We start from the raw sequence: 14,384 nt of genomic DNA, 5'->3' as shown, positions 1-14,384 counted from the left end.
CGAAATCAAAATTATTTCCTTGTGTCTCGGCTATTCAGATTTTGATTTAGGTCAATTTTGACGGATTCGCGACACAAACCGATTGTGACTCACCGGTTCTACTGATTCTCCGTAGGTCTGTTCTAGCATTTCATTCGTCACCTGACTGTCACCCTGGTAATACAGCCGTTGGTTCAAATAACCGATTGTTTTAACGTAAGAGGATACCATGCCAAGATCATGGGAAATCATCAAAATTGTCACATATTCATTCAGTTGCCGCAGCAATTCATAGATGGCTGTAGAGGATTGACGGTCTAGACTGGTTGTGGGTTCATCAAGCAGTAGAATCTGAGGTTCTGTTGCTAACGCCCGAGCAATATAGACTCGTTGGCATTCCCCGCCAGAAAGCTCACTCACCGGGCGATCTTTTAAATCTAGCAAGTCTACCTGTTGTAATGCCTGTTCTACCTTCTCATCATCCTTCCGATTAAAATGTCTCAATAAACGACCTTTGCCCAAACGTCCCATCCGCACAACATCCCAAACATTAATGGGGAAACTGCGGTCAAATGTCATAACCTGTGGAACATAACCGATATAACGACGACCTTGCTGAATCGAATGTCCGAGAATTCTTACCCGTCCCTGTTGAGGTGACAATAATCCCAATAGTACCTTGAATAGGGTGGTCTTGCCGCCTCCATTTGAACCAATGATACCGATATAGTCCAATTTATTGACCGAAAGATTGATGTCGTGCAAAATCGGTTCTTTACCGTATCCTGCCCAAAGGTTTTCGATCGTAATCACGACTTCAGATGTAGTTGAGTGTTCCAAAATGATAGCTCATTAGTTTTTGTAAAGTACCCTCAAACCCTTACTGTCCCCTGTTCCCTGTTCCCGAATCTCAACCGTTAACTTTAATTGTGTCCACCTACTTATTTGCTAATCACAGCCATAAGGTGAGGGGTGACAACTAACAGGGCGGTTGGATCACCCAGAACATCTTTAAATGTGTTAGACACTTTGCTCATATTGCTCATCCAGTCTTCAGCCAGTGGATCGAGTAAAATTACCTCTCCACCAATTTCATTGGCAATTGTTTTAGCGTCTTTGGTGCTAAATTGAGGTTGAGCAAAAATGACTTGAATATTGTCTGCCTTGGCTTTAGAAATCAGCTTGGACATCTCTGCCGCACTGGGTTCATTGCCACCGACTTCAATGGGAACCATTTCCAAATTGTAAGCACGAGCAAAGTAGCCCCAAGCCGGATGGAAAACCATGAAGGTTCGATTCTCAACCCCAGAAAGGGTTTGTTTAATGTCTTGATCCAGTTGCTCTAGGTCAGCAATAAAGGCATTTAGGTTATCTTGATAAATCGGTTGACGGCTGGGGTCAAGTTCGACAAGGGCTGCATAAATGGTTTGTGCTTGTTCTTTAACCAGGGGGGGTGATAGCCAAATGTGGGGATCGGGATTGGCTACGGTTTCGGGTTGAGAACTAGCCTCCTGATCATGCTGGTGTTCGTCGGCGTCACGGTGGTGATGGTGTTCTTCTCCGGGATGGGAATGTTCCACCGCCATAGGCATTCGGTTAACTCCTTCTGTCAAATCCACAACTTTCATCTCCGGATTCCCAGAACGAATGCGCTCCCACCAGGCATTCTCAAAAGGAACCTGGATGCGGACATACGACTCTGCATCAGCTAAATTTTGTAGCTGCTGGGGTTTGGGTTCATAGGTGGCTGGACTAGCACTAGGCGGTAACATTACGGTGACATTGACATATTCATCACCAATCCGTTCGACAAAATATTTTTGCGGTGGAATACTCACAACCACATCAAGCTGGTTCTCTGAGACGTTAGAGTCAGGAGATTGGGCGGATTCGGTTGTTTCATTCGTTTGAGTCTGTCCACAGCCGACTAAAGACACGATTCCTAAAGCCAGGATTGTTGTAACTAGATGGCGATAATTTGGCATGGGTTAGTCTCCTTTGCTGGATTGATCGCACGTTTGACTTCGGCAACGCTCATTCTTTGATAATGATAATCATTATAATCGCAGATGAAAATTTTGTCGGAGGTAAAAAAAGGTAAGTAGCGGATAAACCGCTGATCGCTGGCGGATTACAAATTCGAGAGTAACCGAGCTTTGGTGAGAATCAAGTTGAGAACGGTTTCTTCTGTGGCGATAATATCGGCTCTGCCTTCCATACCCGATTGAATGACACAAGGGCGTTCACCCTCACTCAACTGAAACATTCCTGGCTGAATCGTGACTTGATACACAGCATGAGTAGCAGAAGTTGTACTGGCTTGAGTGGAACTTGCGATCGCCTGTGGGGTTAGGGTGGGCGTAGTCACGTCTGGAGAAATGGCAGTCACTGTACCTGGGAGAGTGCCGTAGTCCGGATAGGGACAGGCAGAAACGCGCATTTGCACCCGTTGACCCATTTCGACTTGGCTGATATTTTGAGATGACACTAAGGCTTTAATCACCAAAGGTGCTGCACTGGGGGAAATTTGCGCGATCGCATCTCCGGCACGGACAACTTGTTGGACGTTGCGAAGATGCAGTTGCTGAATAATACCAGAGGCTGAGGCGCGGATCATCGTGTTTTGGAGTTCTGTTTCAATTTGCTGAAGTTCATCCTGGTTGCGACTGAGTTGGTTCGAGAGTTCCCCGCGACGTTGAATTAACTGCTCTCGTTCTTGGTGTAATCGAGATAGGCTGGCTTTCCCAGTGGCGCGTTCTTGGGCAATTTTCTCCTTCGCCATTGTCACCATTGCCTCACTGGGGTTGAGTGCGGCTAATGCCCCTTTTCGTCTAGCTTGGGCAGCATCTACACCCGATGAGAGTCGTTCAATCTCTTGCTTTTGTGCCAGGATGGTGGCTTGTTGGGCTTCTAAGGCTTGTTCTTGTTGAGTCACAGCAAGTTGAACTTCCTGGAATTGATCCTGAGAAAGAGCCCCAGATTCGGCGATTGGCTGATAGCGATCGCGTCTGGCTTTGGCGGCGTTTAACGCGGCTTCCGTCGAGTTTAAGTGAGCTTGGGCGGCGTTTAACTCAGCCTCACTTCGTTGTAACTCTTCTTGCGCTTGCTTCAAATGGGCTTCGGCTTCTTGGACTTGGGCTGTTGCGGTTATTTGTTGATCTTGGTACTCCCGTTGACTGCGGCTGAATTCGGCTTGCGCTGAGGCAACTGTGCCTTTCGTGCGATCGCGTTCAGCAATAATCTGCCGATCAAGCGCCATTATCTGGGCATCGATTTGAGTCAGTTGACGCTGGTTTTGTTGAATATTACTATGAAGCTGACTTTTTTGCGTCTGGAGGCGGGAGTCGTCAATCGTGGCAATAATGTCCCCTTGTTCAACTGGCTGGTTCTCCTTCACTTCAATGGTTTTAACCGTTCCTTCCGTTGCCACTTGTACGAGGCGTCGTTCACCAGAAGGACGAATTGTCGCCCTGGCGTTCACGGTGACGTTGTAGGTGAAAATAGCTGCTAGGGTAAACGCCGCACCGACTGTGCCGACTAAACATAGTCCGCCCCAACTCAGCCAAGGGCTGATGGGAGGCAGAAAATCTGCACTCTTAACTGTTGATAGGTTTGCCGATTGGTCACGGTTGAGTATTCTTTCGGAAATCATGGAGTGTAAACTAGGAAAAGACCCAGAAAGGGTTCCGGGTCAATACACAACGGCTTAAAACCGTCACCACAGGTGAATTTGAGAAAATTAGCCAAATCCAACTCAGTCACCTTGGCTGGCGTTTTAAGCCATCAACACTGGGCGATCACGACTTATCGTTGCCTAGGCAATGGTCAAGACATCAGATTCAACCGAAATCTTGCAACCTGGGTAGCAAGTGTGAATCGTGTCTATAGTCGTCCCCGTGCAGGTGGTGCAGCCACCGGAGAGCGACGACATATCTTCATCGCTCAGTTCAATCAACCCCGCCGGGTTTTCCGGCAACAGGCTGAGTTGTTCGGCACTCAAACTGGCACGGTAGTTTTCATCTTTCCACGCACGGATGATATCAGGGTGAGACATTTTTGTCCTCCTATCGATCTAGTATTGAAGCGGCTTTTTTGCCGCGAGACTATATTACCTAAATTTTGATAATGATTATCATTTTTATTGTAAAGTTTGTTTAAGCAATTAAATTACATTTGTACTATACTCAAGTCAAGCCTGATCCCGTGGTTAACAGGGGAAGTAACTGATCTGACTTTTCACGGTATCTGGCGCAACGTTTGTAGGGGCGGGTTTCACGACTACCTTTTCGGTTGCACCCAGATGTAACTAAACCCGCCCAGACGCGCCATGGCGCGTCTCTACAATAGTTTGTAGACTTCCCGTGAAAAGTTAGGTAACGGATGAATGTCCAGCCAACCTTCTCACGGAGTCATAAAATCTAGGTGAGAACCTGACTTAGATTTATTAGGAAGTTTACTAATAAATTCATCAGCTTGAGCAAGTTTGCAAGCTTGAACAATCTCAGAAAACCCGACAGGTAAATCGCCCAAACTAAGATTTTCGATAATCGAACGACTCCAAAAATGAGCCTCTTGAGGAATCAAAACAATTTGCCGTCTGAGACAATCCAAGGACAAGTCATCAAGATTGTAATCGCCAATACGAATTGTGCCAGAGTCCGGAAAATATAACCCAGCCAACAGTTTTGCCAACGTACTCTTCCCACAACCCGATTTCCCGATTAAAGCGATCGCTTTACCCCCCGGAATGGTTAGGGAGAAGTCGTTGAGTAGCTCAACTCGACCGGGATGATGAAAAGTTAAATTATTACAAACAATTTCAGCATTATTCGCCAAGCTAACCTGGGGTTTAAACAGGTTCTCTTGCTCCTCCGGTGTCGCATCAATCACATCATTTAACCGCTGTAGAGCGGCTTCTGTAAACGCCAATTGGTTGACGAAATCGATAACACTGGTGATGAAATTTAGACAATTGCGATTCAGCGCATTAAACGCAATTAATTGTCCGATGCTCATTTGATTGGCAAAAACCAACTGACCGCCAAACCAGAGCAAAATCGCTTCACCACTCAACAAAACAAACCCCGAAAACACCGTATTAATAATCGCAATTTTAAATCGTTTAAAATTCAAATTTGCCTGTCGTCCAAATCGAGATTGGAATTCTTCCCAAAACTGAGGCACCGCATTTTTAGTTTTTAGAACCAGCGCTCCCTTGAACGTTTCGACTAAAATCCCTTGGTTTTCGGCAGTTAACGCCAGAAGACTGTGGGTTTTCTGTTTCAGTTGAGGAAGAAACACTAACGTTGAAAGCGTCATGGTTGCTGAAATCACCAACGTCACCAGCAAGAGTTTTCGGCTATAAACGAGCATAAATCCCAGAGATGCCAAGGCAATAAACAACTGACTGGGAAGTAAAATACCCACTTGAGAAATCAGTTGATTAACCGCTTGAATATCACGCAAACGACTCGCCACCTCACCACTGCGATGAGATTCGTAATACGCGAGAGGAAGTCCGAGAATTGAACGGCAAAACTCCAGGACTAAATTAAGCTCTAAACCTTGGGCAAAATGGGCAACTAAATGAGACTGGACAAATCGGAGACTACTCCGGAGTAAGTGCGACAATAAGACGGCGATAATCACACCATTGAGCAGTTGCTCATCACCGCGAATTAAGACATCATCGGTGAGAATTTGCAGTAAAAATGGAGAGGTGAGAGATAGACAGCCAAAAACCCCGTTAATCAGCAACACTTCCGCCAAAAGACCTCGTTTTTCCCAGAAGCGTTGACTTAAACGTTGAAGACTGCCAATTTTATGACGATCATCCGGTTGAGAGGGAAATTCTGGACGCGGTTGGAGTAAAAGCATGGCTCCATTAGTCCACCCCGTTAGCAACTCTTTTTTCGATAAATACCGAATCCCAATGGCTGGATCAGCAATCGCGTATTTTCTTGCTTTGCGTTCGTACAACACTACCCAATGATTACCGTTCCAGTGAATAATTCCGGGTAAAGGAATTATTTTTTGATCAATGAGTTCAATCGGAACTTTCACCCCTCTCGGATCGAATCGAAGGGCTTTTGCCCCTTGTTTGAGGTTGAGTAAGGTAGTCCCCAATGGTCCAGTACCCGCGACTTCTCGAACCCGATTAATCGAGAAAATCCGACCATAATATTTAGCGATCGCGGCTAAACAGGCGGCGCCACAATCCTCTTCATTGTGCTGGAGTACAACTGGGTATTTCATTAGTCATGTCGCGAAACTTTAATTTTATTCAAACCGAATTAACTCCATTGTCTTAGACGTGGGAATGCAGGGAAATAGGCGGATCGAGAACTAAAACTGAAGGAACGCGATCGGGGTGAACCAAACGCAGTAAGCCATAACCGATTCCGGCTAAACCGTTCATTAAACCGAGAACTTCTGTTCCCCCAGATACACCACAGTAACACCCCTGCTGTTCAAGGCTGTCCAAAACAGCAGCCGTTTTCTGGAGATAACGTTTATGCCATAAATGTTGAGAATCGTTTTCCACTTTTATTCCAGAATTTCCCCGCCAAAGTAATTCTAGATTTCCTAAATCTCCGTTGCATAACGAATGATTGTAACCAAAGCCTCGATTCAGGGTTGTTTCCCAAGCGACATCAATTTCTGAGTAAATTTCTGGATCATCTAAATAGGCGCTCATTCTCCAGCGAGCCAAACCTATTCCCGTTGCACCATGACTCCATCCCACGGCAAAATTGTCTTCGTCTTCCTGTAATCTATTTCGCCAATTTTTATCAGGTTCCGAAAAGAGACTCCGCTCGTATTCTAGAGCAGCCACCGCCGCATTTTTGTAGCGTTCTTCTCCCGTAAATGCTGCTAATTCTAACAAGGCTAAAGCAATTCCCGCCGCACCGTGAGAAAATCCGCCCAGGGGTTTTTTATGGGGAATGGTTACCCAACCGATGCCTCGTTCCATGGGTTGGGCACAAGCCAGAAGACGTTCACCGCATTGTAAAGCAACAGCTTTAATGTCTTCATTACCAATACAGCGATAAAGATTCATTAAGGCGATAATACATCCGGCTGAACCGGAAACAATATCCAATTGTTTGTCTTGTTCGATTAACCTAGGCAGTTGGTTAACCCATTTCAAGGCACGATCATATAAGTCCTGATTTTGCCATAAACTGCCTAAATGAGTGACCGTATAAATTAATCCACCCCAACCATTAAATCCCCCAATCGAACGAATTAAATTTTGATCAAACTCCACCTGATGCAATACCGTAGATAGGGCATCTCGCGCTAAGGTTTCATAGCGTTCTGCTTGAGTCATCGCCCCGAAGTAACCCAGAAATAGAGCCATCCCAGAAATTCCGGCAAATAAATCCCAACTCAGCGGTTTAAGCGTCCAATATCCTGGACTGACGGAGACTAACCCAATCCAACTGGCTTGATGATGATCGTGCAGGGCAAGGGATTCCAATCGTGAGGCAATGTTCCCGGCTATTTGTAACAAGCGTTTGCACAATTGTTGAGGCTCTGGAATCGTTTCCGGTTCCACTAAATGATAACTTGAATGCCCAGGGTTTTGGGATTCCAGTTTTAACGCCGTTAAAGCTGTGCGAATAAACCAACGTTGCTCGTCTAAATCGGTTTCACTCAATTGTCGAATTCGACGTTCTACTCGTTCGATTCCCGATTGCTCAAAAAAGTTCGTGATGCGTTCACCATCACTCCACAAATCACACGAATTGACAGAGGTTGAAAACAAGGGAATATCGCCACGCCATAAAGCTTTTTTCTCCCAGGGAATCACCTGATCCAGAAACGGGCGATTCGGGACATCAACCCAAAGGCGATCAAAGAGGCGATCGCGATCCAGTGCATCCCGTAAAACATCGGGATGAAAACTCTCTTGTAATAATAATCCATAGAGTCGAGTATCCCGCAAAACCACTCGGATTTCGTCCTGAGCAAATGTTGTCATCCATGTAGAACAGAAGTCTTCTCGATGTTCTTTAAGTAATCGATAAATCGTGGCAAATCCAGTTTCTATTGCCTCTTGGTAGTCTAAAACATTAACCACGTCCCCATTCAACGTCGGTCGATTTTTACTTCTATTTAACCTCCCTGGCTGGCGACGCACGCGCATTTCATCGGTTCCTATCCCAGTTAATTGAGGGGATTGAGTGGGTAGAGTTTGACCCCCAATGGCACCGATTCCACTGGTATCAATTCCTGGTGAGGCTTCTTGGATGTTAGTGCGTTGGGGTAATAGTCCCACTCCCATTACAGACTCACCCATTTTCCGGTTAGCAATCAATACAGATGCTGGGGAATTGGGGGCGCTTCGCACGGGACGGAATAAGGTTTCTAAGTCGATGGGAACAGGATGTTCGCCAGCGGCAATCAGGTTTTCTAAGTGAAAATCTGTTGCTTCTAAAACGTAGAATAGTGCTAAATAACCGCCCATGTGCCAGTAAAATCGCTCAACTTGTTCAGGCGTGGTACAACTGGAGGCAGACAGGAATTCAACCCATCCATAGGTGTCCCGGTTGATGATGTTTAAGGTGAAAAACGGTGGATGCTGACCGCGTTGATTGAGCCACTGAAGCAGTTGTTGAAAATGGCAATCAATAGCTAAGGATTTGGGCTTATAAACCACCTGAAACCCGGAGCTAAATTTTAGGATCATGACCGATCGCCCACCGCGATGGGTGTCGCCCGCGCCTTGTTGCACTTGCACTAAAATCCCTGGATGGGTTTGGGGCGTGAACGTCTGGCAAATGTCCTGCCAATCTGAACAGAGACGGTCTAAAAATTCTAAGCTGGCGTCCACCCATTGTTCCAGGTGAATGACTAATTGTCTGGCTAAAACGGGATACTCTTGCAGCAGGGCGATGGCTCGCTCTGGATTGTCTAAGTCTTGGATAAAATTGTGCAATCGTTCGGTTGGTGTCTCCCCAGATAATTGTCCTTGTAACCGAGCTACATTCAGTTCCAATACCATGGTTTGACTGATCATTGTAATCAACTGATCAGGGAGCTTGGCAACTAAAAGTCCCTTAATAGTCTGCCGATCAAAGGGTAAATTGGGGTAATGTTTCTCTAATTCGCCAATTCCGGCGTCTAAACGAGCGATCGCATGGCTCAGTAAGGGTTTAATCCCATAGAGGAAAGTTAGTGTTGCTCGCTCAGGGGGGAGTTGCGCCACAGGTGCGATCTGAACATTTGTGAAATTTGGGCGAGAAAACGCCTGCTGGAGTTCCTCTAACCAATGAGGCGGATGGGGAAAACGCTTGACCAAAGATTGAACGGATTCACCGAGGCGATCGCGAAACTGCTCTCGGGTCATTCCCTCAATTGCCAATCGCTGATCAAAATAAGCCGAATTTGTAAAGGGGATTTGGGAACACCAGCGCTGCATTTTGCGTTCGGCTAAGTCCTGATTAAAGCCATAGGTGTCAGAGTCTTCCCTGATTGTCCCTGAGTCTGGGATTCGTTCAATTAACGTCAGCGCCCGATACCACGGTGCTGTTTGCCCGATCACGCGATCCATCCTGTTCTGCCTTGTGTAGTGGTTTTCCCGTATTTCCTTTTTGCATGATAATGATTATCATACTCAAATATATCAGAATGATTTTCATTTTCACCCACTAAGGTGTGAGGAGGAGAAAATGCTACAAATGTACAGGTTCCGGGGTAAGGTGATTGTCGGGATTTCAGCGGTTGTCCTGCTGTGTGGTGGTGCTGATACTGCCCTGGCAAGGGAAGAAGTCATCCGTGAAGTCCCGTCCATGTCCAGTGTTCAGTTCCACGTCGATGAATCGGTGGTGCTTTTTCCAGAGGAAGGTGATCCCATGAGCCAAGTTAACTCCGTGTCTCAACTGCGGGATGTTTTCCCCGGAGACTGGGCGTATGAAGCCTTACGGACTCTGGTTGAGCGCTATGGATGTATTGCTGGCTATCCCAATGGCACATTTCAAGGGAATCGAGCGTTGAGTCGGTATGAATTTGCCGCCGGATTGAATGCTTGCTTGCAGCAAATCGAGCGTATCTTCGCGGAAAACCCAGGGGATTTAGGTTCCCAGGACGATGTAAACACTTTGCAACGGCTGGTACAAGACTTTGAAACCGAATTAGCCACTTTGGGTGCACGGGTGGAGAATCTGGAAGATCGTACCGCGTCTCTGGAAGCGAATCAGTTTTCCACCACCACCAAACTGCAAGGAGAAGTCATCATCGCCGTTACCGATGTTTTAGCAGGAGACGGCACCCAAGTAACGTTCCCGTCAGTCTTTAGCCCAACGGGAACCATAACCCGTGAAAGCCCTGAACAAAATACGGTTTTTGCCAACCGCGTTCGCCTCAATTTCCTTACCAGTTTCACGGGTGAGGATGAGTTAAAAATAGGACTTGCCAGTGGGAACTTTCCCCACCCCGATCGAGGCGACGGTGGATTTCGATATGGTCCGAATCCCCTGTTTGGTTTCTTTGGGGGACGGGAATTTTCCCCTGAAGGTCAGCAAACCTTTAACGATATCGCGTCCTTACCTGCTAATAATACTGTAGGGTTGACGAGTTTGAGCTATGAGTTTTCCCTGGGTGAAAAGCTGAGAACCGTGATTATGGCAGCCGGCGGAGAACATCACGACTACATCCCCACCACGTTTAGTCTTTGGGATGACGACAATGGGGGTACAGGTTCTCTGTCGGTTTTTGGACAACGCAGTGGCATTTATAATTTTGAGTCAGGAGCCGGTCTAGGATTCACTTACCACTTGAGTGATGCCATTAGTCTGAGTGCGGGTTATATCGCCACATACGCCAATGAACCCAGTTCCGCCCGTTCGACGAATCCTCTCGCTGGGGGTTTATTTGGCGGTCGATATTCGGCTTTGGCACAATTAACGGTCAAACCCAGCGATACTTTTTCCTTTGGTTTGACCTATAACCACAGCTATCATCCTGCGAGGGGTCCGTTTAGCAGTACACCCATCTTTTTGGCGGATCAAGGAACAGCCTTGAGCAATAGTCCGATTATTCCGGCTCAAGAGGTATCGGTTGATTCCTATGGTGTTGGTGCGTTGTGGCAAGTGAGTCCTCAGTTTGCCATCAATGGCTGGTTTGCCTACAGTCGCGTCAATAGTAACCCGGACAGCGCCAGCATTTTTCAAGGGGGAAGCTTCGTCGATGTAGAGTATGAAGGCAGTAGCGCTGATATTCTTACCTATGGCATCGCTTTGGCGTTTCCCGACTTAGGAGGGGAAGGAAATCTCGGTGGTTTGGTTATCGGCGCTTCTCCTTATGCGACTAGAGCAGAAGTTCCAACACCGTTCCAGACTGGGGGAAATTGGTTCTTGGGTTCTGATTTAGGAGAAGATTCTACTGACCTGATTCCAGATAATGCGATTCCTTGGCATATTGAGGGATTCTATCGGTATAAGCTGACCGATCATATTTATCTGACTCCTGGTGTAATTTGGTTGACGGCGCCTAACCAATCCGCGCGAAATCCGGATGTAGTGATTGGTACGCTCCGAGCGACGTTCCTTTTCTAAGGGGAACCGTTTAAGTTATTATAATGAGAATCATTCCCACAATGTTCTTCAATGATTATTGCTGTCGCTGGTTTACCAGGAGCCGGAAAAACCACTTGGATTCGACAACAGCTAGCTATTGCCGATCAACCCGTGCTGTATTTTAGTCCGGGTACTCAGCCTGTTCCCATTGACATAACGGGTATCACTGTCGAATTTCCCCAAGTCACACTTCTCAAAGAAGGGGATGAGTATAGGTTGTTAGACTTAGCTCGGCTGGAGTGTCTTGCCTATATGGAACTGGGATTTCATCTGGATTTAGAGTCAGTCGAGCCAGTGTTGTCCGTATTAGATCACCTCTGCTATCGTCGCGTTGCCGTGATGCCACCTAATGTTCAGGATACCGGATGGCACGTTTGGGCAGACCAAGTCGTGCCAGGGGTGAAAATTGCCACCCCAGAGGGAAATCCTGAGCTTTGGCGTGCGCCGATTAGCGGTCAAGTGATTGATCCAGCTAGTCTGGATGTCTTTTGGGCTGAGTTAACCCAGGGAGCCTATGGCAATGTGAATCGAGCCAAGGGAATTTTTGACCTAGCCGATGGACGCGCCTTTTATTTTGATTTTGTCGCGGGGATCAATAGTACCTACACCGAATTAGCGCTTCCACGTTGGCTTGAAGGTCGTCCCCAGCGCTTCAGTGGGATTGAGGTGGTGGGTGTGGCGTTGGATAATAGCGCGATCGCCCAAACACTGAAAGATTGCTGTTTATCGGATGTAGCTGTTCATCATTACCAACAACAAATCAAAGAATCGTTAGCTATTTTAGACCCAGACGAAGAAGAAGTAGTATGAAACTTGCTGTTATCTCCTGCATTCACGGAAACTACCCAGCCTTAGATGCCGTTTTATTAGATATTGATCACCAAAACGCTGACAAAATCGTTTGTGTTGGCGACTTAGTGGGTTATGGACCCCATCCCAATGCTGTAGTCGAACAAATTCGCTCTCTCGATATTCCCACCTGTCAGGGATGTTGGGATGAAGATGTTGTTGAAGGATTAAACGCTTGCGAATGTTCCTATCCTTCACTATTAGCTGAAAAACGAGGACGCATTGCTCACGAATGGACGAATCAGGAAATTCACCCTGAAACACGAGAATTCCTCGCCCAACTGCCTTATAGCTTAAAGGAAGGAAACCTCTGTTTTGTTCATGGGAGTCCTCACAGTAATCATGAATATCTGTTGCCGGAGTTAGATGCTTTTTTAGCTGTGGAACGAGTTCTCTCGACGGGTGCTGATGTTCTTTTCTGTGGACATACCCATCTGCCTTATGTGCGGACGTTAGCAGCGGGTCAACTGCAAGTCAAGATTAGTAGCGAGGAACAGCAACAACAGCAAACTTTCCAGGCTCGGCTGAAACGGATTATCAATGTGGGTTCTGTCGGAGAACCTCGTCACGGACGCCCGAATGCTACCTATGTTATTTACGATACTGACACCGAACAGGTAACGTTGAGGGAGGTTGAGTACGACTACCAAAAAACCTGTGCGGCAATTATTGATAAAGGCTTACCTCCTATTTTTGCGTGGCGATTGGCGCGAGGATTGGAGTATGCCGAAAAAGCGGATGACCCAACTCATATTTGTGCGCGATAAACCCTTCTTGGTCATAGGTTAAAGAAGGCAGACGGTTGTCACGTTTATCCTGTCTTTAAAGCCTGACAAATGACGTTCTCCACCGTTAATTTTAATTCTCCCACACACTGAATAACCATGGAATCCTGGGCAATTTTAAGTGGAATTGAAGGAAATATTGCTGCTTATGAAGCAGTAATATCCGATGTTAAACACCAGACTAAAGGGATGGATGATATTTATATTTTGGGGGATTTTATTAGTTCTCGACCCGAAAGTGAACAGGTCGTGCGGCGAATTCGTTCTCCGAAACCCAACGAATGTTTACCCAAAATCTGTACCGGTTGGTGGGAGGAACAATGTCTGATTCTTCATGGATTAGCAGCTACAGGTGAACCGACTCAACTGATTGAGAACTATGGTGCTGACACCGTAAAATTGCTTTGGGATGCTGTTTCCCGGCAAACGGTTGAATGGATTCGCTGCCTAGATTTTGGGTTCTTAGAACTCGATTGTCTACTGATTCATGGTAGCAGCGTGAGTGTGGATGATGAATTGACGCCTCAGACACCCCCTTGGCAGATGTGCGATCGCTTGATGCGTGTGGGTGCAACTAACCTATTTTGTGGTCGATCAGGTTTAACTTTTGAGTACCAACTGCAAGGAGGTTCTGTATCTTCACAAATCACCACGCTTGAGGGTCAACAGTCGGTTCAGATAGCAACAGCATCTCCTCGTCGAGTCATTGGGGTGGGTAATGTGGGACGAGAACCCGGAAAAGCCACCTACACACTTTATGAGCCGGATACAAACCGTGTGGACTTTCGGACAATTCGTTACGGCTGAAGCGGAAAGAAATGGCTAGCACCACTAGCAGAACCGCAGGCTGCAATCAATGCACTTGAATCAAATACTCTAATCACGGTGCTTATATTCTTCCCAAATGCTACTTAGAAAGAATACTCTGTCGGTGGGGAAGGTGGGGAAGGTGGACAAAATTAGGGGAGCAGGGGAGACAAAAAAGACATGATGGTGATATAGTGAAAATCACGTTCGGTTCTAACGGGGAGCAGCCGTTAGAAGTAATGGGGAAAGGTCGGTGCAAATCCGACGCTGTCCCGCAGCTGTAATGAGACTGATGTCTCTGAGTCAGAATGCCCGCCGAATGTCAAGCAATTTCAGTCAAATCATTTCATCCATCTGCGAGGTACAGATGTATACAATCATG

General features: G+C 46.6%; 10 protein-coding genes and 1 riboswitch. Of the genes, 4 read left to right on the top strand and 6 right to left on the bottom strand.

The genetic code is table 11. From position 1 onward, the window contains the following. Nucleotides 1-51: 51 nt before the first annotated feature. From RIC07_RS25685 to RIC07_RS25660, 6 genes are all read right to left on the bottom strand, one after another. Nucleotides 52-819: a metal ABC transporter ATP-binding protein gene (locus RIC07_RS25685; protein ID WP_446396991.1), complete on the bottom strand. Its 768-nt coding sequence runs from the start codon at nt 817-819 to the stop codon at nt 52-54. 101 nt (nt 820-920) lie between these two features. Continuing rightward, nucleotides 921-1,964 carry a metal ABC transporter solute-binding protein, Zn/Mn family gene (locus RIC07_RS25680; RefSeq protein WP_446396990.1) on the bottom strand — a complete coding sequence of 348 codons (1,044 nt, stop codon included), beginning with the start codon at nt 1,962-1,964 and terminating at the stop codon, nt 921-923. A gap of 146 nt (nt 1,965-2,110) precedes the next feature. After that, nucleotides 2,111-3,631 (bottom strand): HlyD family efflux transporter periplasmic adaptor subunit, encoded by a 1,521-nt coding sequence (locus RIC07_RS25675; protein ID WP_446396989.1) that lies wholly within the window; start codon nt 3,629-3,631, stop codon nt 2,111-2,113. A 162-nt stretch (nt 3,632-3,793) separates the two neighbouring features. Further along, nucleotides 3,794-4,033: a mersacidin/lichenicidin family type 2 lantibiotic gene (locus tag RIC07_RS25670; protein ID WP_446396988.1), complete on the bottom strand. Its 240-nt coding sequence runs from the start codon at nt 4,031-4,033 to the stop codon at nt 3,794-3,796. 347 nt (nt 4,034-4,380) lie between these two features. After that, nucleotides 4,381-6,234 (bottom strand): peptidase domain-containing ABC transporter, encoded by a 1,854-nt coding sequence (locus tag RIC07_RS25665; protein ID WP_446396987.1) that lies wholly within the window; start codon nt 6,232-6,234, stop codon nt 4,381-4,383. A 52-nt stretch (nt 6,235-6,286) separates the two neighbouring features. After that, a complete protein-coding gene (locus RIC07_RS25660; protein ID WP_446396986.1) occupies nt 6,287-9,538 on the bottom strand; it encodes a type 2 lanthipeptide synthetase LanM family protein in 3,252 nt (1,083 codons plus the stop codon). Nucleotides 9,539-9,656: 118 nt separating this feature from the next. On the opposite strand from RIC07_RS25660, the gene RIC07_RS25655 reads away from it, so the two are divergent. From RIC07_RS25655 to RIC07_RS25640, 4 genes are all read left to right on the top strand, one after another. After that, nucleotides 9,657-11,540, top strand: a complete 1,884-nt coding sequence (locus RIC07_RS25655; RefSeq protein WP_446396985.1) for an iron uptake porin — start codon at nt 9,657-9,659, stop codon at nt 11,538-11,540. Nucleotides 11,541-11,591: 51 nt separating this feature from the next. Beyond that, a complete protein-coding gene (locus tag RIC07_RS25650; protein ID WP_446396984.1) occupies nt 11,592-12,371 on the top strand; it encodes a GTP-binding protein in 780 nt (259 codons plus the stop codon). Continuing rightward, on the top strand, nt 12,368-13,177 hold the full coding sequence (locus tag RIC07_RS25645) for a metallophosphoesterase family protein (RefSeq protein ID WP_446396983.1): 810 nt from the start codon (nt 12,368-12,370) through the stop codon (nt 13,175-13,177). The genes RIC07_RS25650 and RIC07_RS25645 overlap by 4 nt, the downstream gene beginning before the upstream one ends. Nucleotides 13,178-13,294: 117 nt before the next feature. Next, a complete protein-coding gene (locus tag RIC07_RS25640; protein WP_446396982.1) occupies nt 13,295-14,002 on the top strand; it encodes a metallophosphatase in 708 nt (235 codons plus the stop codon). Nucleotides 14,003-14,193: 191 nt separating this feature from the next. Beyond that, nucleotides 14,194-14,336: riboswitch (cobalamin riboswitch) on the top strand. Nucleotides 14,337-14,384: the final 48 nt, after the last annotated feature.

This window comes from Coleofasciculus sp. E1-EBD-02 (assembly GCF_040218245.1).
Classification (GTDB): domain Bacteria; phylum Cyanobacteriota; class Cyanobacteriia; order Cyanobacteriales; family Coleofasciculaceae; genus Coleofasciculus.
Note: the sequence above shows the minus strand (reverse complement) of the source record. Positions and strands in the feature narration are given on the sequence as shown.

Bases quoted from the DNA above. Each gene is read 5' to 3' on its own strand.
- RIC07_RS25680 (WP_446396990.1), bottom strand. From the start codon at position 1,964: ATGCCAAATTATCGCCATCTAGTTACAACAATCCTGGCTTTAGGAATC.
- RIC07_RS25675 (WP_446396989.1), bottom strand. From the start codon at position 3,631: ATGATTTCCGAAAGAATACTCAACCGTGACCAATCGGCAAACCTATCA.
- RIC07_RS25670 (WP_446396988.1), bottom strand. From the start codon at position 4,033: ATGTCTCACCCTGATATCATCCGTGCGTGGAAAGATGAAAACTACCGT.
- RIC07_RS25665 (WP_446396987.1), bottom strand. From the start codon at position 6,234: ATGAAATACCCAGTTGTACTCCAGCACAATGAAGAGGATTGTGGCGCC.
- RIC07_RS25660 (WP_446396986.1), bottom strand. From the start codon at position 9,538: ATGGATCGCGTGATCGGGCAAACAGCACCGTGGTATCGGGCGCTGACG.
- RIC07_RS25655 (WP_446396985.1), top strand. From the start codon at position 9,657: ATGCTACAAATGTACAGGTTCCGGGGTAAGGTGATTGTCGGGATTTCA.
- RIC07_RS25650 (WP_446396984.1), top strand. From the start codon at position 11,592: ATGATTATTGCTGTCGCTGGTTTACCAGGAGCCGGAAAAACCACTTGG.
- RIC07_RS25645 (WP_446396983.1), top strand. From the start codon at position 12,368: ATGAAACTTGCTGTTATCTCCTGCATTCACGGAAACTACCCAGCCTTA.
- RIC07_RS25640 (WP_446396982.1), top strand. From the start codon at position 13,295: ATGGAATCCTGGGCAATTTTAAGTGGAATTGAAGGAAATATTGCTGCT.